At 57.9% G+C, this 22542-nt stretch carries 22 protein-coding genes and 1 tRNA gene; 18 read left to right on the forward strand and 5 right to left on the reverse strand.

Annotation, left to right across the window (positions count from 1 at the left end):
* The 3 genes from ycaC to rne all read right to left on the reverse strand — a co-directional run bounded on the left by ycaC (position 1) and on the right by rne (position 4189).
* Positions 1-666 carry an isochorismate family cysteine hydrolase YcaC gene (gene ycaC / locus FDY93_RS13230; RefSeq protein ID WP_220446192.1) on the reverse strand — a complete coding sequence of 222 codons (666 nt, stop codon included), beginning with the start codon at positions 664-666 and terminating at the stop codon, positions 1-3.
* Positions 667-883: 217 nt separating this feature from the next.
* A tRNA-Ser gene (locus FDY93_RS13235) sits at positions 884-971 on the reverse strand.
* A gap of 131 nt (positions 972-1102) precedes the next feature.
* Positions 1103-4189 (reverse strand): ribonuclease E, encoded by a 3087-nt coding sequence (gene rne / locus FDY93_RS13240; protein ID WP_138236238.1) that lies wholly within the window; start codon positions 4187-4189, stop codon positions 1103-1105.
* Between the two features lie 842 nt (positions 4190-5031).
* Here rne and rluC point away from each other — a divergent pair.
* On the forward strand, positions 5032-5994 hold the full coding sequence (gene rluC / locus FDY93_RS13245) for a 23S rRNA pseudouridine(955/2504/2580) synthase RluC (RefSeq protein WP_138236239.1): 963 nt from the start codon (positions 5032-5034) through the stop codon (positions 5992-5994).
* A 67-nt stretch (positions 5995-6061) separates the two neighbouring features.
* Here the strand turns inward: rluC and FDY93_RS13250 are convergent, their stop codons facing one another.
* Positions 6062-6655 (reverse strand): Maf family protein, encoded by a 594-nt coding sequence (locus tag FDY93_RS13250; RefSeq protein ID WP_138236240.1) that lies wholly within the window; start codon positions 6653-6655, stop codon positions 6062-6064.
* A gap of 135 nt (positions 6656-6790) precedes the next feature.
* Between FDY93_RS13250 and FDY93_RS13255 the strand changes: the two genes are divergently transcribed.
* The 15 genes from FDY93_RS13255 (at position 6791) to FDY93_RS13325 (ending at position 19350) form a co-directional block, all read left to right on the forward strand.
* The gene (locus FDY93_RS13255) at positions 6791-7330 is read left to right on the forward strand and encodes a YceD family protein (RefSeq protein WP_138236241.1); all 540 of its coding nucleotides are present in this window, start codon (positions 6791-6793) and stop codon (positions 7328-7330) included.
* 92 nt (positions 7331-7422) lie between these two features.
* A complete protein-coding gene (gene rpmF, locus FDY93_RS13260) occupies positions 7423-7614 on the forward strand; it encodes a 50S ribosomal protein L32 (RefSeq protein WP_043316110.1) in 192 nt (63 codons plus the stop codon).
* Positions 7615-7617: 3 nt separating this feature from the next.
* Positions 7618-8652 (forward strand): phosphate acyltransferase PlsX, encoded by a 1035-nt coding sequence (gene plsX, locus FDY93_RS13265; protein WP_138236242.1) that lies wholly within the window; start codon positions 7618-7620, stop codon positions 8650-8652.
* A gap of 77 nt (positions 8653-8729) precedes the next feature.
* Positions 8730-9674, forward strand: a complete 945-nt coding sequence (gene fabD, locus FDY93_RS13270; RefSeq protein ID WP_138236243.1) for an ACP S-malonyltransferase — start codon at positions 8730-8732, stop codon at positions 9672-9674.
* Positions 9675-9743: 69 nt separating this feature from the next.
* Entirely contained in the window at positions 9744-10499 is a 756-nt protein-coding gene (gene fabG, locus FDY93_RS13275) for a 3-oxoacyl-ACP reductase FabG (RefSeq protein ID WP_138236244.1), read from the forward strand.
* 224 nt (positions 10500-10723) lie between these two features.
* On the forward strand, positions 10724-10960 hold the full coding sequence (acpP, locus tag FDY93_RS13280; protein ID WP_010130751.1) for an acyl carrier protein: 237 nt from the start codon (positions 10724-10726) through the stop codon (positions 10958-10960).
* Positions 10961-11130: 170 nt separating this feature from the next.
* Complete coding sequence (gene fabF, locus FDY93_RS13285) at positions 11131-12372, forward strand: beta-ketoacyl-ACP synthase II (RefSeq protein ID WP_138236245.1); 1242 nt, start codon at positions 11131-11133, stop codon at positions 12370-12372.
* Positions 12373-12457: 85 nt separating this feature from the next.
* Positions 12458-13309, forward strand: coding sequence for an aminotransferase class IV (locus tag FDY93_RS13290; protein ID WP_138236246.1), 852 nt, complete (start codon positions 12458-12460; stop codon positions 13307-13309).
* A 43-nt stretch (positions 13310-13352) separates the two neighbouring features.
* Positions 13353-14426 carry an endolytic transglycosylase MltG gene (gene mltG / locus FDY93_RS13295; protein ID WP_246068577.1) on the forward strand — a complete coding sequence of 358 codons (1074 nt, stop codon included), beginning with the start codon at positions 13353-13355 and terminating at the stop codon, positions 14424-14426.
* Positions 14427-14492: 66 nt separating this feature from the next.
* Positions 14493-15131: a dTMP kinase gene (gene tmk / locus FDY93_RS13300; RefSeq protein WP_138236248.1), complete on the forward strand. Its 639-nt coding sequence runs from the start codon at positions 14493-14495 to the stop codon at positions 15129-15131.
* Positions 15132-15134: 3 nt separating this feature from the next.
* Complete coding sequence (locus tag FDY93_RS13305; RefSeq protein WP_138236249.1) at positions 15135-16184, forward strand: DNA polymerase III subunit delta'; 1050 nt, start codon at positions 15135-15137, stop codon at positions 16182-16184.
* Positions 16185-16356: 172 nt separating this feature from the next.
* Positions 16357-16710 (forward strand): PilZ domain-containing protein, encoded by a 354-nt coding sequence (locus tag FDY93_RS13310; RefSeq protein ID WP_138236250.1) that lies wholly within the window; start codon positions 16357-16359, stop codon positions 16708-16710.
* Between the two features lie 130 nt (positions 16711-16840).
* Positions 16841-17617 (forward strand): TatD family hydrolase, encoded by a 777-nt coding sequence (locus tag FDY93_RS13315; RefSeq protein ID WP_138236251.1) that lies wholly within the window; start codon positions 16841-16843, stop codon positions 17615-17617.
* A 31-nt stretch (positions 17618-17648) separates the two neighbouring features.
* Positions 17649-18281, forward strand: a complete 633-nt coding sequence (locus tag FDY93_RS13320) for a dUTP diphosphatase (protein ID WP_138236252.1) — start codon at positions 17649-17651, stop codon at positions 18279-18281.
* Positions 18282-18369: 88 nt separating this feature from the next.
* Entirely contained in the window at positions 18370-19350 is a 981-nt protein-coding gene (locus FDY93_RS13325) for a malate dehydrogenase (RefSeq protein WP_138236253.1), read from the forward strand.
* 77 nt (positions 19351-19427) lie between these two features.
* Here FDY93_RS13325 and asnS read toward each other — a convergent pair whose 3' ends face one another.
* Positions 19428-20828 carry an asparagine--tRNA ligase gene (asnS, locus tag FDY93_RS13330; RefSeq protein WP_138236254.1) on the reverse strand — a complete coding sequence of 467 codons (1401 nt, stop codon included), beginning with the start codon at positions 20826-20828 and terminating at the stop codon, positions 19428-19430.
* 316 nt (positions 20829-21144) lie between these two features.
* Here asnS and FDY93_RS13335 point away from each other — a divergent pair, with 316 nt between their 5' ends.
* Together FDY93_RS13335 and bcp are read left to right on the forward strand one after the other, a co-directional pair.
* Entirely contained in the window at positions 21145-21681 is a 537-nt protein-coding gene (locus FDY93_RS13335) for a DUF2244 domain-containing protein (RefSeq protein ID WP_138236255.1), read from the forward strand.
* A gap of 109 nt (positions 21682-21790) precedes the next feature.
* Positions 21791-22267, forward strand: a complete 477-nt coding sequence (bcp, locus tag FDY93_RS13340) for a thioredoxin-dependent thiol peroxidase (protein ID WP_138236256.1) — start codon at positions 21791-21793, stop codon at positions 22265-22267.
* Positions 22268-22542: the final 275 nt, after the last annotated feature.

Genomic DNA, 22542 nt, shown 5'->3' on the forward strand with positions numbered 1-22542 from the left:
CTATTTTCCGGACGTTTGTTGCGCGTAGCTGGTCATGAGGTTGCGATAGTCGGGGATGTGATTACTGAACAGTGTGCCGAGTCCCTCTATGTCGTTGCGCCAATCGCGGTGCAATTCGCACGCGACGCCGAACCAGGTCATCATTTGCGCACCCGCTGCGGCCATCCGCTGCCATGCAGAATGTCGGGTGAACTCGTTAAATGTGCCTGAGGCGTCCGTTACCACGAATACATCGAAACCTTCTTCGATGGCCGACAATGCCGGAAAGGCCACACAGACTTCGGTAACGATGCCGGCAATCAACAGCTGTTTTTTGCCGGTGTCTTTCACCGCTTTGACAAAATCCTCATTGTCCCAGGCGTTGATTTGGCCCGGGCGGGCAATATAAGGCGCATTCGGGAACTTATCTTTTAATTCGGGTACCAGCGGTCCGTTGGGGCCGTCTTCGAAACTCGTGGTCAGAATGGTGGGCAGCTTGAAATATTCGGCCAAGTCCGCCATGGCCAATACGTTGTTTTTGAATCTGTCCGGGTCGATATCCCGCACCAGAGACATCAGTCCAGCCTGGTGATCCACCATCAAGACGGCGGCGTTCTGTTTATCGAGTTTCGTATAAGGGGTGGTCATTTCTGAGTCCTCAGATTGTCGAAATTGCACGATGAACATCGCCTGGAGATTCAGGCGAGTTTGCAGCGAAAAGGGGAGGGTAGGTATCGAATCCGAGTATTCAGCGTAGCAGGTAATCTTGTGTTGAACGGGCAACGTGGCGCGCAGGGAACGTTTGAAAGGCGCGCTGGATAGGAACGCTGGAAAGACGCGCTAGAAAGACGCGCTGGAAAATGCAGGTATAAAAAAACCCGGCATAAAGCCGGGTTCTTCTATATGGCGGAGGGGGTGGGATTTGAACCCACGGAGCTGTTACACTCGCCGGTTTTCAAGACCGGTGCTTTAGGCCACTCAGCCACCCCTCCAAATTGTTGGCGCATTATACCGGGCTGTTTTTCCGGTACAAGTGCACGGACAATTTTTTTTAGGAAGTTCAATGGGTTAGCTGCATTTTTAATCAGCTAACCCAATTGGGCTCCCGTATAACAACAGGTTCTCAGCCAGCTTCGGCGGAGCCGGAACCATTTTCCTCTGCTACATCGCGTTTGACACGGGGGTCATTGGCGGGGCGCTGCAGGGGGCGTGGCTTATGGGCAATCTCTGCCGGTTGAGCGGTGTCCAGCGGGCGCAGTTCGCCGATTGCCGGGCGCGCGGTAACGACGGTGAAATCAACCAGCGGTTTGGGGTTGATACGCGGATCGTTCCCCGCACGGCCGGGCTGGCGCGCGGTAGCGACAGGGGTGACCTCAGCGGTTGCTGGCTCTTCCGCAGTCGCTTTTGTCTCAGCTGCCGCTGTGCTCACCGCGGGTTCAGTCTGTTTGGTTTCTACCGTTTCCGCCTCGACTTCCCCAGCTTCTTCCGTTTCAACCACTTCTGCGGTTTCGGCTTCGGCAGGGGCTGCCGCAGCCTGTTCGGCTTTGGGCGCAGTTTCCTCGGCTGGCTGTACTTCCGCGCTGACCGCTTCCGGCGCCGCTTCCTCGGACACTATGGGCTGTTGTGCAGTGTGCGTGTCGCGGGTTTCGACTGTGGCCTCCGCTTTTACCGGGCGTTCGGCCGGCTCGGCAGCAGGTTTAACTTCGGATTTCTCCTCAGGAGCTTTGACCTCAGGAGCCTTCACCTCTGGCGCTTCCACTGCTGAATCAGCGGATATCTGCGGTTTGCTGTCGGACCAGGGATCGCGCTTGCGCGGGCTTTCGCTGTCGGCGGCAGATTTTTCCGCGCGCGCAGGCCTGACGGCCGTTTCGCGCTCCGCTGTATCAATGGCTTCATTGACTTCGCGATTCAGCTCCTGCTGCTCGCTGTCAGCGCTTTCCTGGCTTTCGGCTCTTTCCGCATTGTCGCTGGTGTCGGCGGTTTCTCCGCGACGACCGCGACGGCGGGGTTGCGGTCGTCCGCGCACATTGCTTGGGCGACGCGCTGGGCGCTGCTGGTCCTGGTCTGAATCCGATGCTTGCGCTTCGTTTTCAAGGCTGGTGTTTTCAGCTTCCGCCACATTCGGCTGCTGTTCGCGGCGATCACCGCGGTCGCCTCCGCGGCGTCTGCGGCTGCGGCGCTGGCCATCACGTTGGCCGTCGCGGCTGTCCTGGGCGCTGTCACGAGATGTGTCGCGAGAAGTGTCACGAGAGGTTTCGGCGCTGTCCTGGCGGCGCTCGGCGGCCGCACTGTCATCGCGGTTTCTGTCGCCGCGACGCGAGCGGTTGTCAGATTTCCGCTCTTCGCGTTCATCGCCAGTCTGGTCATCGCGACGGCCGCCACGACTTCCGCGGCCGCGTCCGCGACCACCGCGCTGGTTGTTGCGGTTGCGCTGCTGCTGGTAATTTTTGCCGCGACCTTTGGCTTTTTTGTGTTTGCTGTCGGACTCTTTTTCTTCAGAGCTGCTAAACAGTGCGGCGATGGCGCTGATCAGGCGGCTGAACAGTCCAGGCTCGGCTGGCGTCTCGCTTTTCGGCTTGGGCTTGGCCACAGGAGTCGGTGCCGGAGCCGTGTGTGCGATCTGCTGTACAGCAGGCTGGGCAACCGGCGCGCGCAGGGGCTCTTCTTCCCGGTTCTTGTTGACGGTTTCCTCGATGGTGCCTGAGATCTTGTAGGAGGTCTCAACGGTTGTGGAATCGTCATCGCGCAGGCGCAGCACTTCGAAGTGCGGGGTCTCCAGATCGGCGTTTGGCACCACCACCACGCGAGTGTGGTTGCGGGCTTCGATGTTGGAGATGGCCTTGCGTTTTTCATTGAGCAGGTAAGTTGCGACGTTCACCGGAGTGATCGCGCGAATCTCTGCGCTGCGCTCTTTCTTGGCTTCCTCTTCCACCAGCCGCAGGATGGACAGGGCGAGGGACTTGGTGCCGCGAATGGTGCCTTGGCCGCTACAGCGGGGGCAGACGCGGAAGGTGGTTTCACCCAGAGACGGGCGCAGGCGCTGGCGGGACATTTCCAACAGGCCGAAACGGGAGATACGGCCTACCTGTACCCGGGCGCGGTCCATGCCGAGGGCCTTTTCCATGCGCTTTTCGACTTCGCGCTGGTTGGACTTGTTCTGCATGTCGATGAAGTCGATGACCACCAGGCCGCCCATGTCGCGCAAGCGCAGCTGGCGGGCGATCTCGTCCGCGGCTTCCAGGTTGATGGCGCGCGCGGTTTCCTCAATGTCACCGCCTTTGGTGGCGCGGGAGGAGTTGATGTCGATAGAGACCAGCGCTTCGGTGACGTCGATAACGATGGAGCCACCAGAGGGCAGCTTCACTTCGCGCTCGAACGCGGTCTCGATCTGGCTTTCAATCTGGTAGCGATTGAACAGCGGGATGTTGTCTTCGTAGTACTTCACCTTGTTGGCGTAGTTCGGCATCACCTGACGGGCGAACTCGGCGGCCAGCTGGTAGGCGCCTTCCTCATCGACGATCACTTCGCCGATGTCATCGCGCATGTAGTCGCGGATGGCGCGGATGATGACGTTGCTTTCCTGGAACAGGAAGTGCGGTGCCTTGGCTTCGTCGGCTTCTTTTTTGATGGCGGTCCACAGTTGCAGCAGGTAGTTGAGGTCCCACTGCAGTTCTTCGCCGCTGCGGCCAACGCCGGCTGTGCGCACGATGATGCCCATGCCGGAGGGGACTTCCACATCGGACAGGGCGTCGCGCAGATCGCTGCGCTCTTCACCTTCGATGCGGCGGGAGATACCGCCTGCGCGCGGGTTGTTGGGCATCAGTACCAGGTAGCGGCCGGCGAGGCTGATAAAAGTGGTCAGGGCTGCGCCCTTGTTGCCGCGCTCTTCCTTGTCCACCTGGACTATGACTTCCATACCCTCTTTGACCACATCCTTGATCTTGATGCGGCCTTCGATGTCTTTGGGCTGTTTGTTGAAGTATTCGCGGGAAATTTCTTTAAGCGGAAGGAAGCCGTGGCGCTCAGCACCGTAGTCGACGAAGGCGGCTTCAAGAGAGGGTTCTACACGGGTGATCTTACCCTTGTAGATGTTGGCTTTTTTCTGTTCGCGGGTGCGGTTTTCAATATCCAGGTCGTACAGCCATTGGCCGTCGACCAGTGCAACGCGCAGCTCTTCGGGCTGGGTTGCGTTGATCAGCATTCTCTTCATGCGTTTGTCTTTTCCTTGCGTTGCGCAAAGGTAAAACACCGCTGAAGCTCGCAGGCTATGGTGGTACGGCGGTGAGACGGGAGAATCCCGTGTTCACGGCAGTATGTACGCGCACCGCACGGAGCCGCCCCTATAGGCGCCTGCGGGCGTCATACCTTGTTAACTCCGGATACCCGTTCTCGGTTTGGTATCCGTTTCCTGCCAGGCCGGCCTCGTGTAGTTCCCGGGCGGGTCCTGGCTGCCTGCCGGCTAGGGCAGACATGGGTTACATCGCTTCTGGCTCCGGGGCCGGCTCGTGGCTGGGCCCTGATGGTCATATCTAGTTGTTACCGGCGGTGCAAGGATGGCATTGGGCATCGTTGCAGAGGCCGGGGGCCAGTTCGGTCGCTGGCGGATCGTTCTCGGAGCGAGATGTAACGAATCGAGTTTGTTCCAAGCGCTGCGGGCGTCAGCCCGTCTTACCTTCGCAAAAATCCCGTGTCGACGGGGTCAGGTCGGCGAGAGCTTCAGGAGTGGCTTCTTTAGCCTGGTCCCTTTGACGCTATCTTTCGATAAGCCTTTCGACGCGCTCTCGAAGTGTCTTGCCGACAGAGTTTTGTTGATAACGCGGTTTTCCGCGCACCGGCCCGATTGGCGGTATTTTCTCAAGAGCGGCACCTGAGTTTTGTATAGCAGAAAAACCGTGCACCGCCGAAAACCAGCCCCAATACAGGCCGGCCGAATATACCACGGGGTATTTCCTGCTTCAATTGCGGCGCTTTAAAAGGGCAGGGCATGGAGCTATCATGCGCCCGGTAAGCAGTAACCCTCCCGTTTTTACTTCCCAGGTCGCCCGTTCCCTCATGAGTACTGATCAGTCGCCATCGCCCCAGGGCTCCGGTGTGCAATTTTTTACTGTCCCCGAAGAGTTGGCGGGGCAGCGCATAGACAATTTTCTGCAGGCACGCCTCAAGGGTGTGCCGCGCTCGCGCATCTACCGGATTCTGCGCAAGGGCGAGGTGCGGGTAAATAAAGGAAGGGTGAAGGCGGAGTATCGGCTGCAGGGTGGTGATCTGGTGCGGGTGCCGCCGATTCGTATGGCCGAGGAGTCTGTGCCGGCGGTGGCTGGAGAAGCGCTGCGCAGGGTGCTGGAGAGTGCGATTCTGTTTGATGAAGGCGGCCTGCTGGTGGTTAACAAGCCCGCCGGGCTTGCGGTGCATGGTGGCAGCGGCGTGCGCCTGGGGTTGATTGAGGCGCTACGGCAGATGTATCCAGAGAGTCCATTTATGGAGCTTGTGCACCGTCTTGATCGCGACACCAGCGGTGCCATTCTGGTGGCGCGCAAGCGGGCGGTCCTGCTGCATATTCAATCTGAGCTTCGCGCTGGCAAGTTGGGTAAATCCTACCTGGCGCTGGCGGCGGGCAAGTGGCCCCGTGGGCGCAAGCTGGTTGAGGCGCCGCTGAAGAAAAATACGCTGAAAAGTGGTGAGCGTATGGTGGTAGTAGATGGCGAGGGCAAGCCGTCGACAACCCGATTCCAGGTTGAGGAGCGCTTTAATGGGGCAACCCTGATGTCCGCCGAGCCAGTGACCGGGCGCACCCACCAGATCCGCGTGCATGCACAGTTTGTGGGTTGCCCTCTGGCTGGCGATGCCAAGTACACACCGGATGAGGTGAACAGCGCCTTTCGCGATCTGGGATTGAGGCGCCTGTTTCTTCATTCCGCAGGCGTGAAATGTACTTTGCCAGACGGGAAAAGAGTGGATGTCACGGCGCCGCTGCCTGCGGAGCTTGAGGCAGTGCTGGGCAATCTGCGGCGGGCGTGACAATCCGTGTTGCGCTGTGTGAGGGTGTGGCGAGCACGCCTAGTACCGTGTCGCAGCGCTGGCAGTGTCAGCTTGGCGTGCGGCTGAGTGGGTCGAGTTGGTACTGTCTGAGTAGGTCAATCAATCGTATTAATGGGAGTCCGATCAGGGTATTAGGGTCATTCCCTTCCATTTTTTCGAATAAAGCGATGCCTAAGCCTTCGGCTTTAAAGGATCCCGCGCAATCGAGTGGTTGATCGAGCTCGACGTAGCGTCGAATCTCTTCCGGGCTCAGGTTGCGGAAGTGCACGCTGAAGGTTTCACACAGTGTGCTGTGTTTGCCGCTCAGGGCGTCTGCGAGGCAGAGGCCTGTGTGGAAGTTGACCTTTCGCCCGGCACAGAGCCGGAGTTGCGCGATGGCATTTTCCGTATTGCCGGGCTTTCCGAGCAGTTGTCCGTCGCATTCCGCTACCTGATCCGAGCCGATGATCAGGGCGCCGGGGAATTGCGCGGTCAGTGCAAGTGCTTTTTCCGTTGCCAGGCGGCTGGCGAGTGTTGCGGCCGACTCACCGGGTAATGCTTCTTCCTTTATATAGGGTGCTGCGCAATCGAATGGGATGCCCAGCTTTGCGAGCAGGGCGCGGCGATAGGGGGAGCTTGAGGCTAGAATCAGTTGGCGCATGAGTTGAGTTTCTGGCTTGGTGTTCGGATCGGGTATCCGGCGGGAGACCGGCTGGCATAGGGGGATTGGGCGCTGATCATGCGTTGGCTGAATTGTTTTGACAAGGCTCAGGTGAGTCCATAGAATTGCGCGCTTATGTCGATACCCCCCCAGAAATCTGCGCTTCCGCGCCGCATAGACGCCCGAAAACTGGTGCAGCGCGAGCAGCAACTGGAAGGTACGGTGCCGCGGGATGCATTGCCGCGACTGGTATCTTCCACGGAGTCGGTGGTTGGCGACGTTGCAGTCACCTTGGCCTTTGCCCGGGATCTGCAGCGCAACCAGATAGCCACCGGCCATGTCGAGCTGCAAGTGGAGCTGACCTGTCAGCGCTGTCTGCAACCAGTTCGCGAGCAGATTGAAGCGGATATTGCATGGGGCTTTGTGTGGTCTGAAGAGCAGGGGAAAAATCTACCCCGGTCTTTGGATCCGGTGATACAGGAAGGCGATGAGCTGGATTTGTATCAGGTGTTGGAAGATGAAATTTTGCTCAACTTGCCAATGGTTGCCTATCACGAAGAGGAATGCGTCTCGCGGGACGAGTTTCATAGTGGCAAGGCGCCGGAAGCGGTGGAGCAACAGGAAAACCCCTTTAAAGTACTGGAACAGTTGAAGGGTTCGTCAAACAAGTCTTGAGCGTTGGTCTCGAGGGATGTTTGAAGGGTTTGGGCTCGCCGGTAGGCGCCCCGGTTCCGGTGTTAACTGTTAGTTATGTTTAGGAGCACCAAATGGCTGTTCAGCAGAACAAAAAAACCCGTTCCCGTCGCGGCATGCGTCGTTCTCACGATGCGCTGAGCGGACCGACTCTGTCCGTAGATCCGACTACTGGTGAGAAGCACCACCGTCACCACGTGACCAAAGACGGTTTCTACCGTGGTCGCAAAGTGATTGATGTCGGCGGCTCTTCCGAAGAAGAGTAAGTTTTGTCCAGCCAATTACGATTGGCCGTGGATGCGATGGGCGGGGACTTAGGTCCCCGCTCTGTCGTTCCGGCCTGCGCAAGATTCCTCATCCGCTTTCCCCAGGCAGAACTGAAACTGTTTGGCCCCCGCTCCCAGCTGCAAACCCTTCTGCTCAAAGAGCCGCCCTCGGTGCGTGAACGTCTCGAGGTGGTTGACTGTGCCCAGGTGATTACTCAAGGCTGCAACCCGGTGCAGGCGCTGCGGCACAAGCGAGAGTCTTCTATGGCGAAGGCGCTGGAAGCTGTTGCCAGTGGCGACTGCGGCGCCATGGTCACATCCGGTAATACTGGGGCGCTGCTGGCGCTGGGTCGCAGTATTCTCGGCACTGTTGAGGGGGTGCGCCGCCCGGCGCTGGGGAAATCGCTGCCAACAGAAAATGGCACCTGCTTCCTGCTTGATCTCGGTGCCAATATCGACTGCAGTGCTGAAGATCTGCTGCAGTTTGCACGTATGGGCTTGGAGGCCCAAAGGGTTTTTTCCGGTAAGGCCGACCTCACCGTCGCGCTGCTGAATATCGGCGCCGAGGGGCACAAGGGGACCGAAGAGATTCGCCGCGCCGGACAGTTGCTACAGGCGGCCCCGGGCATCAACTACGTGGGGTTTGTGGAAGGGCACGATATTTTCACTGGCATTGTCGACGTGGTGGTGTGCAATGGCCTGATGGGCAATGTGGCGATGAAGTCCGCTGAGGGCGTCATACGACTAATTGGTCAAAAGACATTTACAATCGACAAAAAGGCGCCGATCAAGCGTTTTTTTGGCCAATTAGCCATAAATCTGTTGCGAAAATGGCGCGCACAGCTAGAACCCGGTCGTTATAATGGCGCCAGCTTTTTGGGGCTGGAAGGCAATGTCATCAAGAGTCATGGCGGAGCCAGTAGCGAGGCGTTTTACCGCGCCATGCTCACAGCGAAAGAGTGCGCAGAGTCAGATCTGGCGCAACAGATTGGCGGAGCTATGGTGCTGCAGGCGCAGCGCCAGGCAGGGTGCGACTGAGTTTGCGCGCTGGGCTGTGTCGCCCGCTTCCAGACCCACCCAGTTAAGGCTCCACTTATTTGGTTGAAGGATGTTCCATGACCAATCCAGTTTTAGCGTTTGTATTTCCCGGCCAGGGTTCCCAGCAGATCGGTATGCTGGCGGAAGCGGCTGAATCTTTCCCGGAAATCAACGCAACCTTTTCCGAGGCTTCCGCCGTGCTTGGCTACGATCTGTGGGATCTTGTCCAGAACGGTACTCAGGAAGACATCAATCTTACTGAACGCACCCAGCCTCTACTGTTGACGGCGAGCGTCGCGTTATATCGCGTGTGGCTTGCGCAGGGCGGTGTGAAGCCGGCAATGATGGCGGGCCATAGTCTCGGCGAATGGTCTGCGCTGGTCTGTGCCGGTGTGCTGGCGTTTGAGGACGCGGTGCGCCTGGTGCGTGAACGCGGCCGTCTGATGCAGGAAGCTGTTCCTGCCGGAGAGGGCGCTATGGCGGCCGTTATCGGTCTTGACGATCCTGCAGTGGAAAGTGCCTGTGCTGAGGCCGCTCAAGGGGCGGTCGTGGCGGCGGTGAACTACAACTCGCCTGGCCAGGTGGTGATTGCTGGCAGTGCTGCTGCTGTTGAGCGCGCTATTGAAGCCTGTAAGGCTGCGGGAGCAAAACGCGCCTTGCCTTTGCCCGTCAGTGCGCCTTTTCATACCGAGCTGATGCGCCCAGCGGCGGAGAAGCTGGCGCCACAGATTGAGGCGACTACTTTCCTCGCGCCGCAAGTACCTGTCATCCACAATGTGCACGCAACATCCGAAGCCGATCCGGCGGCGATCAAGTCGCTGATGGTGGAGCAGATCTATAGCCCTGTGCGCTGGACTGAATGTGTTCAGGCCATGACGGCGGCTGGTATCGAGCAATTGGTCGAATGCGGTCCCGGCAAGGTACTTGCCGGTCTGGCGAAGCGAATCGATCGCAATCTTGTCGCGCACAATATCGAAACACCGGCACAGTTGACTGAAGCCGTAAAATCCACCGCACAATAAAACCAAGCTTGTTCGTCGCGATACTGCCGGGTGGCAGTTGGCGTGACGCACTGGCGAACGGGAGAAATTATGACTTTTTCAACTTCGCTCGAAGGCCGGGTGGCTCTGGTTACCGGTGCCAGCCGCGGTATTGGAGCCGCCATTGCGGACCTGTTGGGTGCGCAGGGCGCTACCGTGATTGGCACTGCAACCAGTGCCGCAGGCGCTGAAAAAATTTCTGCGCGCTTCGCGGAGAAGGGCGTTAAGGGTGCTGGCAAGGAGCTGGACGTCACTAGTCCGGACAGCGTGGCCAATGTTCTGGATTCTATAAAAGCGGAGTTCGGCGCGCCCACTATTCTTGTCAACAATGCCGGGATCACCCAGGATAACCTGTTGATGCGCATGAAAGACGACGAGTGGGATTCGGTGCTTAACACCAACCTTACCGCCGTCTACCGTGTGACCAAGAACTGTCTGCGGGATATGACCAAGGCGCGCTGGGGCCGCATCATCAATATCAGCTCAGTGGTGGGCAGTATGGGCAATCCCGGTCAGAGCAACTACGCTGCTACCAAGGCCGGTGTAGCGGGCTTTGCGCGCGCGCTCGCGGCGGAAGTGGGTTCCCGGGGAATTACCGTCAATACCGTTGCACCGGGTTTTATCGATACCGACATGACTAAAGTGCTGCCGGAAGCCCAGCGCGAAGCGCTTATGGGCAAGATTCCACTGGGCCGCCTGGGTGCGCCGGAAGAGATTGCTTCCGTTGTCGCATTTTTGGCCAGTGACGCCGGCGGCTATGTGACTGGAGAGACCATTCACGTGAATGGCGGCATGTATATGGGGTGATTTTTTTTCGAAAAAATCACCCTAACTGATTGATTGGTAAAGAAAAATTTATCATTCAAGGGTTGCTGGGAGGCGGTGCATTACATCCCGAAAAAATCAGGGTACAATGCCGCCTCGCATTAACCATAAGCTGTGTTAGCCGGTTGCTGAATTACCACATGAAGTGGGCAACTTTTAAACAGCGACCAAATCAGATTTTTATCCACTAGGAGTTAAATTGAATCATGAGCAGCATTGAAGAGCGCGTAAAAAAGATCGTTGCTGAACAACTGGGCGTGAAGGAAGAAGATGTAAAACCTGAAGCATCCTTTGTTGAAGATCTGGGCGCTGACTCCCTCGACACAGTTGAGCTGGTAATGGCTTTGGAAGAGGAATTCGAAACTGAGATTCCTGACGAAGAAGCAGAAAAAATCACCACTGTTCAGCTGGCCATCGATTACATCAACCAGAACCTCGGTTGATCCCAGCTGGATAGCTCAGGTAAGGGGTAGTATTACCCGTTACTGAAGTACTGTGAGAGCCGTTCTATGTTACATAGCGCGGCTCTCCGTCTATTGGAACCTTGTAAAATAGCGACCGGCATAAACAGTTTAGTTTCCGGCGTGTTTGATTGATTTCGGGGGAGGCGCAAGTGTCGCGTAGAAGAGTTGTTATTACCGGGATGGGCGCAGTCAGCCCACTGGGAAATACCCTTGAAGATACCTGGACCGCCTTGTTGGCCGGTACCAGCGGCGTAGTGCCGATTGATACTTTTGATGTGTCGGCGTTCAGTACCCGGTTTGCCGCAACGGTTAAAAACTTCGACCCCGAACCTCATGTCGCGCAGAAAGAAGCGCGCAAAATGGACATGTTTTTACAGTATGGCCTTAGTGCCGCGGTTCAGGCGGTTGAAAACTCGGGTTTGCAAGTGACCGATGCCAACGCTGCGCGTATTGGCGCCTGTATCGGTTCCGGGATGGGCGGCATTGCGGCGATCGAAGACAATGCTCTCCTGATTGCGGAAAAAGGTCCGCGTCGGGTTTCTCCATTCTTTGTTCCCGGTGCCATCATCAACATGGTGTCCGGTAATCTGTCGATTAAATACGGTATGAAAGGCCCCAACCTTTCCACTACCACTGCATGTACCACCGGCACCCATGCGATTGGTCTTGGCCTGCGCACTATTCAGTACGGTGACGCAGACGTCATGGTGTGTGGCGGCGCCGAGATGGTGACCACACCTGTCGGCCTTGGTGGTTTCTGTGCGGCGCGCGCTCTCTCAACCCGCAATGACAATCCGCAAGCGGCCAGTCGCCCCTGGGATAAAGATCGCGACGGTTTCGTGCTGGGTGAGGGCGCCGGTGTACTGGTACTTGAAGAGTACGAGCATGCGAAAGCCCGCGGAGCGAAAATCTACGCGGAGCTGAGCGGCTTCGGCATGAGCGGCGATGCACATCACATGACATCCCCTCCCGAAGACGGCGCCGGTGCTGCGCTGTCCATGGCCAATGCACTGAAAGATGCCGGTCTTGAGGCATCGGCGATCCACTACATCAATGCACACGGCACTTCCACTCCGCTGGGCGACAAAGCGGAAATTGCTGCAGTGCGCTCGGTGTTTGAAGGGTGTCTGGATCAGCTCGCAGTGAGCTCCACAAAATCCATGACCGGTCACCTGCTGGGCGCCGCCGGTGCCATCGAGGCGATTTTCTCGGTGATGGCACTGAAGGATCAGATCGCACCGCCCACCATCAACCTAGACAACGTCGATGAGAATTGTACTGGGGTGAACCTGGTGCCTCATACCGCGCAGGAAATGAAGATCGATGCAGTGCTGTCCAACTCCTTCGGATTTGGTGGCACCAATGGCTCGCTGATCTTTCAGCGGGTCTGATGCCTTCCCTGACATTATCGGAAGCCGCGGGTGCGACTGTTGCCGGTCGCACCCGCGCCGCTTATCCGACGTTGTGATTCACCCAGTGCCTCTGTCGCTTTCTTCCCTGGGCCGTCAGAGTTCCCTGCCGGACGACGACGAGTTCTCCAGTGGCTTGCTGGAAACCATGCGTGCCGACAAAGGCACGATTCCACTATTGCCGCTGCACCTGAGCCGCTTTGGCCGCTGCGCTTCTGTGGATCCTTCTTTGCTTTCTTTGGTCAAAACCGCTGCGGAGAATGTTGCCGGGAGCACCGAGGAATGGCCTTTCGGTGCACGCATGCGTTTTCGCTATGGTGTTTGGCGGGGGGCTATCTACTGGGATGTGTCTGCGGTACCACTTGAACGGGTTTCTCCATGGGATCGCGGGGTTAACCTGATCCGGTGTGAGACACTCCATCAACCGGAAGTCTCCCATTCTCCATTTACCTCCGCGGGTGTCGTGGAAACGAGAAGTAGTGATACGCCCGCCGCTGTCACTGGCTGTAAATTACTGCAACGCAGTCTGTACGATCGCGCGGCAAAGGAATTACCGGGCTCCTTGCCTGGGAGGGCGTTAGCGGAAGGATTGCTTTTTGACTGCCACGGCCATGTGGTCGAAACGCTGCGCTGCAATCTGTTGCTGTATCGAAGGGGCCGCTGGGTAACTCCGGACCTCTCTGACTGCGGGGTGAGGGGGGTAATGCTCGAGTGGCTGGCTGGTCATGCGGAAATCGGCGAAGATCGCCTGCGGATGGAAGATTTGCAGCAAGCAGACGAGCTGGCAGTGTGTAACAGCGTGCGCGGTGTGGTACCGGTTGTGGGGCTTTTGAACTCACCGTCCCAACGATTACAGCCGTTCGCCTTCGGCCCTGCGACAAGGGCTTTGCAGCAATCGATTGCCGAAAAATTATGGTAGAGGCACCGTGATAGAAAAGAAGAAGAAAACAACGAACGCAAAAGTGAAGCGCAGCAATGCGGGTGGGCGAGGTTTGAATTCCTGGCTGCGTGGATTTCTGTTTATTTTTTTTCTCGCTTTTGTAGGTGCAGCCGCTGCCTTATGGTCCGCGCAGAGTGCGCTGGTAAAACCCTTGCCGCTGCCGCCGGACGGAATGCGAATGGATGTGGAAAACGGCAGTAATCTCTCCCGTGTTCTCTCGCGGCTGCACGACGAGGGTGTGGTGCATTCACCGATCTGGGTGCGGATATATGCCCGGCTGAAGGAGCAGAGCAGTATTCATCCGGGGGAATATATGGTCCCCGCAGGCAGCAACGCCATGGATCTGGTGGCACGTTTACATCGAGGCGATGTCACCCGTTATCGGGTAACGCTGGTGGAAGGTTGGACGTTCCAGCAGGCCCTGGCACAGATCCGCAACGCCACACGGATAAAAGCGACAGCCGCTGGCGAAAGCGTGGCCGCCGCCGCTGCCGCACTCGGCATTGAAGGCAACCCGGAAGGCCGAATTTTCCCCGACACTTATGTGTACCGCTCCGGTTCCTCCGATCTTGACCTTCTGCGTCAAGCGTATCAGCGCATGGAGATTGTTCTGGAGGAAGAGTGGCAACGGCGCGCAGAAAATCTTCCCTACAAAGATCCCTATGACGCACTCATTATGGCCTCTATCGTGGAGAAGGAAACCGGTGTGCCTTGGGAGCGGGACGAAATTGCTGGGGTGTTTATACGCCGGCTGAACAAGAATATGCGCTTGCAGACGGACCCTACCGTGATTTATGGAATGGGGGAAGGTTACGATGGCAATCTGCGGCGCGCGGATTTGCGTGCAATTACGCCCTACAACACGTATGTGATCAGCGGTATGCCTCCGACGCCGATAGCACTCCCGGGACGGGAGGCAATACATGCGGCACTGAATCCGAAAGCCGGTGACTCTCTGTACTTCGTCGCCAAGGGCGACGGTTCGCACCATTTTTCTTCGACGCTTTCAGACCACAACCGCGCAGTTCAGGAGTACCAGCTGAAGCGCCGCTCGGATTATCGGTCGGCACCCGCGGAAACCCAGAATCGCGAATGAAGAACCGACGCGGTAAAACAACAGAACAATTCGGTGCGCACGCACAACAGGCTCAATGAAAAAACCATGACAGATTTACCCAGAGGCAAATTCATCACCCTGGAAGGGGGAGAGGGTGTGGGCAAATCCACCAATCTGCGTTTTATTACCCAGTGGCTGGAGGCGCGTGGTATTGATTTCATCCAGACCCGCGAGCCTGGCGGCACACCTCTGGCGGAGCAGCTGCGCACACTGCTGCTGGAAAAGCGCGAAGAAGTGGTCGACCCCGCGGCGGAATTGCTGATGGTGTTTGCCGCCCGCGCACAGCATCTGAGCCGCGTTATACTGCCGGCACTGGCGGCCGGCAAGTGGGTAGTGTGTGATCGTTTTACCGATGCGACATACGCCTATCAGGGCGGTGGTCGCGGGCTGGACCGCGCACTGATCGCGGAGCTTGAGCAGACAGTGCAGGGCGACCTGCGCCCGGACTGCGTTCTGCTGCTGGACCTTGATCCGGCAATCGGTCTGCAGCGAGCGGCCGCCACTGGCGAAGCCGATCGCTTTGAAAGCGAGCAACTGGCATTTTTTGAAAAAGTGCGTGCCGCTTATCGCGAGCGTGCCGAAGCGGCACCGTCGCGCTATGCCATCATCGACGCTGCCATGTCTCTGCCAGAAGTGCAGCAGCAATTGGCTGAAGTGCTCGAAACCATTGCTGCGGCGCCGTAAATCATGCCTGTGAAATCTGATCCCGCGCGCGAAGAAACCATCGTAGAACGGCAGCCGGCAATCCCGTCGCCTCTGCCTTGGCAGGCGGCGCAGTGGCAGAGGCTCGGCGCCCAGTGGACCGCCGGCCGGTGCCCCCATGCGCTGCTGGTGAGCGGCCAACCTGGCCTCGGTAAACGGCGTTTTGCGGACGCCTTTGCTGCGCTACTGCTGTGCGATCAACCGCGGCACGGGCTCGCTTGTGGTGAATGCCGCGGCTGCCAGCTGCGCATCGCCGGCTCTCATCCGGACTTCATCCGCGTGGTACCTGAAAAGGCCCTGGGGCCGCTGAAGGTCGAGCAAATACGGCAGTTGGGTGAGTTTGTCGGCCGCACAAGTGGTCGCGAGGGCGTCCGGGTTGTGTGGCTTGCGCCGGCGGAGGCCATGAATGTCAACGCTGCCAACGCTCTGCTCAAGAATCTTGAAGAACCCTCCGGTTCGGTGGTCTTCCTGCTGATTACCGACAACCCCTCCGGTCTGTTGCCCACCATCCGCAGCCGTTGCCAGACCATTGCCTTCCCGGTACCACCGCAGCAGTCGTCGCTGCGTTGGTTGAGCGACAGCGGCGTAGAGGGGGAGGCGGCCACCGGTGCGTTGACTCTGGCGGGAGGCGCGCCACTGCTGGCTGTCAGTCTGATGGAGCCCGAGTCCCGCGAGCTGCGGGAGCAGTTTCTCGAGGACCTAACCGCGCTCACTCGGGGGGATGAAAGCCCTGTAACTGTGGCGGGGCGCTGGGAAACACCGGGGGAGGGCACAGATCTCAATTCGCTGCTGCAATGCTGGCAAAGCTGGGTGGCGCAGATGCTGCGTGCGCGTAGCACCGACAGCGCGGCGGAGCGCGAAATCATGGCGTTGTTACAGCGTTTGCCCGGCGCCGGGCCTGGGGGCATGCAGCGTCTGTTTGGCTTCTACGACCAGTTGCTTAAGGCCAGGGCCCTGCTTTCCGGGAACAGTAATCCCAACAAGCGACTACTGCTGGAAGAGCTGATGATCCGGTGGGCGGCTCTGTTCCGCTGATCAGGAGGCGGATTCCTGGGATGGAGTCGGATTCTTCTGTCCAGTAGACAGACAGCGTCTGTGCGGGGTAAGTTACGGCGACAACCCGCAGCGGAAGCCGCGGGTATAAAAAGACGTTTGCAGGATCATTTTAGGGCGCAGCGGATTTGCGACCAGTGAAGCGGGGTTGAATATGAAAGGTATGGGGGGCGGTGCCCGTAACGGCATCCTGTCGCTGAAAATCCAGGATAAATCCGTGCTGTATGCGGCCTATATGCCATTCGTTAAAAATGGTGGCCTGTTCATCAATACCGACAAGAGCTACAACCTCGGCGATGAAGTTTTCCTGCTTCTCAGCCTGATGGATGAACCGGAAAAACTGCCGGTTGCCGGGAAAGTGGTATGGATTACTCCATCCGGCGCCCAGGGCAACCGCACGCCGGGAATTGGCATCCAGTTCAGTGACAAGGAGCACACCGCGCAGAGCAAGATAGAGACTCTGCTGGCGGGTTCCCTCGAGTCCAGCCGACCCACCCACACCCTCTGACGCAGCTACCTTAGTGGCAACACCCAGGCGCGATTGCGAGCGCGCCGGGGCGTCAATCTGTATAATTCCCGGCTTTCTTTCTCCGACCGCCCGTTGTGTGGGGCGGTCCGCAACCCACGGGACTGGTTCCATGCTGGTAGATTCGCACTGTCACCTCGACAGGCTCAAACTGGACAAATTCGATGGCGATCTCGATGAGGTGTTGGCGCTCGCGCGCAGCCGCGGTGTGGGCAAATTCCTGTGTGTCGGTATCAGCCTCGACAATGTGGATGATGTGGTGCGCATTGCCAGCCGCTATGAAGACGTCGTCTGCTCCGTGGGTGTGCACCCCTTGGACGTGGATTCCGGGCTCGCGGATGTTGAAAAGCTGAAAGCGCTGGCGGGGCGCCCCAGGGTTGTGGCGCTGGGTGAAACCGGCCTTGACTACTACTACAGCACTGAAACCCGGGAAATTCAGCAAAAAAGTTTTATTGCCCACCTGCAGGCGGCGGGTGAGGTGGGGTTGCCGGTCATTGTTCACACCCGCGATGCCCGCGAAGATACCATCGACCTGATTCGCGCCCATGGCAGCCGTGAACACGCCGGCGTGCTGCACTGCTTCACCGAAAGTTGGGAGATGGCAAAGGCGGCGTTGGATCTGAACTACTACATATCCCTGTCCGGTATTGTGACCTTCAAGAATGCGGAAGAGCTGCGCGACGTCGCCAAACAGGTGCCGCTGGATCGGCTGTTGGTGGAAACCGACTCCCCCTATCTGGCGCCGGTACCGTATCGTGGCAAACCGAACATTCCCGCCTACGTGCGCGAGGTTGCGGAGTTCATTGCCGAGCAGCGCGGTATTCCTTATGAAGCGCTGGCCGAAGCCACCACGGAAAATTTCCACCGACTTTTTCCCCGCGCCGCTTGAGCGCGGACGACTGATTTAGCGAGAACTGTTTATGTTGCATACCCAATTGCAGACCATGCTGGCGCTGCAGGACGAGATCAACACGCTGGTGAATGAAAACTGGCGCGCCCAGAACTTCCCCTGGTACCGGGCTATCTGGGTGGAAAGCGCAGAGCTGCTGGATCACTACGGGTGGAAGTGGTGGAAAAAACAACAACCGGAAATGGAGCAGGTCAAACTCGAGCTCGTGGATATCTGGCATTTCGGTTTGAGTCTGGAGTTGCAGCAGGGCACACCGCAACAGGTTGCAGAAAAGATGCAGCAGCAGCTTTCTGCCGAGCGCGCTATTGCGGGTGATTTCCGCGAAAACCTGGAAGCCTTTACCCTGAAAACTCTGGCGAGCAGGCAGTTTGACCTGGTGGGGTTCGCGCAGATGATGGCGGACGTGGAATTGCCGTTCGATGAACTTTATCGCCGCTATGCGGGTAAAAACGTCCTGAACAGATTCCGCCAGGACCACGGCTACAAAGACGGCAGCTACCAGAAACTGTGGAGTGGTCGGGAAGACAACGAGCATCTTGCCGAAGTTGTTCAATCTTTGGACGCTTCAGCAGAAAATTTCAGCAATCAGCTGTATCAAACCTTAAAAGACCGCTATCCGGGCCCGGTAAAGAATTTGGCCTGACAGATTTGGTCCGTTAACGCGCGAAGGTTAATGAAATTTATTTGCAAGGCCCTATAATGCGGGCGCCTGAAAACAACGGAGATTAATCGTGAAAGCACCTGTTCGTGTCGCAGTTACCGGCGCCGCCGGTCAGATCAGCTACTCGCTGCTGTTTCGCATCGCTTCCGGTGAGATGCTCGGTAAGGATCAACCGGTCATTCTTCAGCTGCTGGAAATCACTCCTGCACTGGAAGCCCTGAAAGGCGTGGCTATGGAGCTGGAAGACTGCGCGTTCCCGCTGCTGGCTGGTATCGTACAGTCCGATGACGCTACCGTTGCCTTCAAAGACGTTGAATACGCACTGCTGGTAGGCGCACGTCCGCGCGGTCCGGGTATGGAGCGCAAAGACCTGCTGGAAGCCAACGCGGCTATCTTCTCCGCTCAGGGCAAAGCTCTGAACGAAGTTGCTGCACGCAACGTAAAAGTGCTGGTTGTGGGCAACCCCGCCAACACCAACGCGCTGATCGCCCAGCGCAATGCGCCGGATCTGGATCCGCGCAACTTCACCGCCATGACCCGTCTGGACCACAACCGTGCCCTGACCCAGCTGGCGAACAAGACCGATTCCACGGTGAACGACATCACTCACATGACCATCTGGGGCAACCACTCTGCGACCCAGTACCCTGACCTGCACCAGGCCAAGGTGAATGGCGAAGACGCCATGGGCAAAGTGGAACAAGAGTGGTACGAAACCGACTTCATCCCGACCGTGCAGCAGCGCGGTGCCGCCATCATCAAGGCGCGCGGTGCTTCCTCCGCGGCTTCCGCGGCCAATGCGGCCATCGACCACATGCGCGATTGGGCGCTGGGCACCGAAGAAGGCGACTGGACCAGCATGGCTGTGTACAGCGACGGCTCCTACGGTATCCAGGAAGGCTTGATCTACTCCTTCCCGGTAACCTGCAAAAACGGTGACTGGGAAATCGTTCAAGGCGTGGACATCAATGATTTCTCTCGCGAGAAAATGACTGCGACCGAGAAAGAGCTGGCGGAAGAGCGCGACGCGGTTGCGCACCTGCTGCCCTGATTTCACGAATCCCGATTTGTGAAAACGAAAAACCCGCACAATGTGCGGGTTTTTTTATCGCTGCGCGAAGGTGAAAATCAGAATTTCACATTGCGCGGGGTGCGCGGGAAGGGGATCACATCGCGGATGTTGCCCATTCCGGTCACGTAGGAAACGATACGGTCGAAGCCGAGTCCGAAACCGCCGTGAGGCACGGTGCCGTAGCGGCGCAGGTCGCGGTACCAGTCCAGGTGCTCCTTGGGAATGTCCATCTCGTCCATGCGTGCGTCCAGCTTGTCCAGGCGCTCTTCGCGCTGGGAGCCGCCGATGATCTCGCCGATGCCCGGGGCCAGAATATCCATCGCCGCTACGGTTTTGCCGTCGTCGTTCATACGCATATAGAAGGCTTTGATGTCCTTCGGATAGTTCAGCACGATCACCGGCTTCTTGAAGTGCTTCTCGGCCAGGTAGCGTTCGTGCTCGGACGCGAGGTCGATGCCCCAGGAAACCGGGAACTCGAACTTCTCGCCACACCTCTCGAGAATCTCGATGGCCTCGCAGTAATTGATCCGGGCGAAATCGTTGCCGATGATGTTTTCCAGACGGCTGATAGCCTCTTTGTCGATACGCTCGGCGAAGAACGCCATATCATCCGGGCGCTCTTCCAGCACCGCCTTGAATACGTATTTCAGCATCTCTTCGGCGAGATTGGCGCAGTCCGCCAGGTCGGCGAACGCAATTTCCGGCTCCACCATCCAGAACTCTGCCAGGTGGCGGGTGGTGTTGGAATTTTCTGCACGGAAGGTGGGGCCGAAGGTGTACACCTTGGACAGTGCCAGGCAGTAGCTCTCCACGTTCAGCTGGCCGGATACGGTGAGGAAGGTTTCCTCACCAAAGAAATCCTGCGCATAGTCCACAGCGCCTTTGTCCGTCAGCGGCAGGTTGTTCTGATCCAGCGTACTCACACGGAACATCTCACCGGCGCCTTCGCAGTCGGAGGCGGTAATGATGGGCGTGTGCACGTAGTTGAAGCCACGCTCGTGGAAAAAGCGATGGATGGCCTGGGCGATGCAGTTGCGCACCCGCGCCACGGCGCCGCTCACGTTGGTGCGCGGACGCAGGTGGGCGTGCTCGCGCAGGTGCTCCATGGTGTGGCGTTTGGGGGACATGGGATAGGTGTCCGGGTTCTCGACCCAACCGACCACGGTGACGTGGGTCGCCAGCAGCTCGATGGCCTGGCCCTGGCCTTCGGAAGGCTTGATCGTGCCTTCGATATCCACGGCGCAACCGGTGGTCAGGCGCAGAACCTCGGACTGGTAATTGTTGAGGTTGGACTCCACGACCACTTGAATCGGGTCGAAGCAGCTGCCGTCGTGAACGGCGAGAAAGGACAGGCCGGCCTTGGAATCGCGGCGGGTGCGAATCCAGCCCTGAATACGCACGGACTCGCCTTCGCGCTGGCTGGATTTTAGAAGCTTATCAATGGATTCAACTTGCATGATGGTGCTCTTGTTGTTCGCGTTTGCTGATGGGCATGCCCCCCGGGGGCATCACGCGGCTTTCACGCGGCTTTTTATAGACGCGGCTTGTGGCCGCGCAGGCGAAAGACGCCGGCATCTTGCCCCCTGATCGCGCGAAAATCCAGCCCCACAGCGGAGCGGCGCTGCTGTCGCCAAACCTCTGACTTGCTGGTTTCAAACCCTGGGAGAGTGTAGTTCAGCGGAGGCGGCGGGCGCGGTAATCTGCCTGTTCCCAATGGACAATCGTGACTCTTGGTTCGAAAAAGGGCTGTCCTACACTGAAAAGGTCACAGTGATGGAAGCCGTACCCATGGTCAAAGAAGTCGGCGGCGTGCGCGGGCGCCGGACCTGTATTCTCCTCGCGCCCAATCAATCCCTGTCGCTGGAAGGCAACCTCTGGGTGTTCATCTCTCTGGTAGCGGTGTCACTGGGGATCAGTATCGCCTTTGCGCTGGCAGGCGCCTGGATGGTAATCCCCTTTGCAGGTCTCGAAATACTCCTGCTGGCCGTGTTGTTCGGCTACGTATATATGGAGGGCACCCGGCGCGAGGTGATCCGAATCAGCGATGACCGCGTAATCCTCGACACCAGTCGCGGCAGTCTCAAGCGCCCCGTCTACCACACCGAGTTTGACCGCAACAGTCTGGCCGTACTAGTGCGTATGGGGACCACACCGGCAGAGCCTGCGGTGGTGACGTTTACCGGTCCGGAAGGTTGTCTTGAAGTGGGTGAGTTTTTAACGGACGCGGAAAAAGCCGCGCTGGTGGACAAGCTTGGCAGCTGTGGTTTGCGTGCGCGCCGCGAGCAGAGCTTCCGTCTGCAGGAATTCTGAACGGGACCTTGCCCGGCAGTGGGTCTGTCGATTGGATATAATGCGCGCGTTCCACAGCGCGAGACTCGCGCCATTCACTTTTCGACACATACACCGCGGGGGAGGGGACATGGCATTTCCCAAGATCGGCAATCTGGCACCAGCCTTTTCATTGAACAATCAAAACGGCGAAAAAGTATCCCTGAAAGATTTTCGGGATGAAAAGAACGTGGTGCTGTATTTCTATCCGAAAGCACTGACACCCGGTTGTACAACCCAAGCCTGTGGTATTCGCGACAGCGCTGCCGAGTTCGCCAACCGGGATACCATTGTTTTCGGTGTCAGCCCCGATCCGGAAACCAAGCTTCAGAAATTTATCGAGAAGTATGACCTCAACTTCGATCTGTTAGCGGATGATGACCACAAGGTTGCTGACAAATACGGTTGCTGGGGGCTTAAAAAATTTATGGGGCGCGAGTACATGGGGTTGTTGCGCACAACCTTCATCATTGATAAGAGTGGTCGCCTGCGCCACGTTATCGACAAGGTGAAGACCAAGACGCACCACGACGATGTGCTGCACTGGATCGACGAAAACCTGATGTGAGAGACGGGTTTGCGAAGGGCGCTCAGCGAAGGCCGGGAAAGCCCGGTTTGAGCCGGTGAAGTGGCTGAAAAGGTCGGGAAGTTCACACTTTTTTGGTCTTGGTGATGGCGCGTGTACCGTTTTGTGCGGCAATTAAAAAAAATTCACTGTCGTCCCTTGCATTCTCCCCATATGGTCTATACTGGCTTGTGTAAAGGAGCGCCGCTCAACCGTCTGGCCCAGAGCGATTGGGTGTGGTGCGAGGAAGTAGTACAAAAAACATTCACTCTGGGTAG

It is taken from the genome of Microbulbifer harenosus (assembly GCF_005771435.1).
GTDB classification, from domain to species: Bacteria; Pseudomonadota; Gammaproteobacteria; order Pseudomonadales; family Cellvibrionaceae; genus Microbulbifer; species Microbulbifer harenosus.

Excerpts from the sequence above, each read along its gene's own strand:
- ycaC (WP_220446192.1), bottom strand. The coding sequence starts at position 666 with ATGTTCATCGTGCAATTTCGACAATCTGAGGACTCAGAAATGACCACC.
- rne (WP_138236238.1), bottom strand. The coding sequence starts at position 4,189 with ATGAAGAGAATGCTGATCAACGCAACCCAGCCCGAAGAGCTGCGCGTT.
- rluC (WP_138236239.1), top strand. The coding sequence starts at position 5,032 with ATGAGTACTGATCAGTCGCCATCGCCCCAGGGCTCCGGTGTGCAATTT.
- FDY93_RS13250 (WP_138236240.1), bottom strand. The coding sequence starts at position 6,655 with ATGCGCCAACTGATTCTAGCCTCAAGCTCCCCCTATCGCCGCGCCCTG.
- FDY93_RS13255 (WP_138236241.1), top strand. The coding sequence starts at position 6,791 with ATGTCGATACCCCCCCAGAAATCTGCGCTTCCGCGCCGCATAGACGCC.
- rpmF (WP_043316110.1), top strand. The coding sequence starts at position 7,423 with ATGGCTGTTCAGCAGAACAAAAAAACCCGTTCCCGTCGCGGCATGCGT.
- fabD (WP_138236243.1), top strand. The coding sequence starts at position 8,730 with ATGACCAATCCAGTTTTAGCGTTTGTATTTCCCGGCCAGGGTTCCCAG.
- fabG (WP_138236244.1), top strand. The coding sequence starts at position 9,744 with ATGACTTTTTCAACTTCGCTCGAAGGCCGGGTGGCTCTGGTTACCGGT.
- acpP (WP_010130751.1), top strand. The coding sequence starts at position 10,724 with ATGAGCAGCATTGAAGAGCGCGTAAAAAAGATCGTTGCTGAACAACTG.
- tmk (WP_138236248.1), top strand. The coding sequence starts at position 14,493 with ATGACAGATTTACCCAGAGGCAAATTCATCACCCTGGAAGGGGGAGAG.
- FDY93_RS13305 (WP_138236249.1), top strand. The coding sequence starts at position 15,135 with ATGCCTGTGAAATCTGATCCCGCGCGCGAAGAAACCATCGTAGAACGG.
- FDY93_RS13310 (WP_138236250.1), top strand. The coding sequence starts at position 16,357 with ATGAAAGGTATGGGGGGCGGTGCCCGTAACGGCATCCTGTCGCTGAAA.
- FDY93_RS13315 (WP_138236251.1), top strand. The coding sequence starts at position 16,841 with ATGCTGGTAGATTCGCACTGTCACCTCGACAGGCTCAAACTGGACAAA.
- FDY93_RS13320 (WP_138236252.1), top strand. The coding sequence starts at position 17,649 with ATGTTGCATACCCAATTGCAGACCATGCTGGCGCTGCAGGACGAGATC.
- asnS (WP_138236254.1), bottom strand. The coding sequence starts at position 20,828 with ATGCAAGTTGAATCCATTGATAAGCTTCTAAAATCCAGCCAGCGCGAA.
- FDY93_RS13335 (WP_138236255.1), top strand. The coding sequence starts at position 21,145 with ATGGAAGCCGTACCCATGGTCAAAGAAGTCGGCGGCGTGCGCGGGCGC.
- bcp (WP_138236256.1), top strand. The coding sequence starts at position 21,791 with ATGGCATTTCCCAAGATCGGCAATCTGGCACCAGCCTTTTCATTGAAC.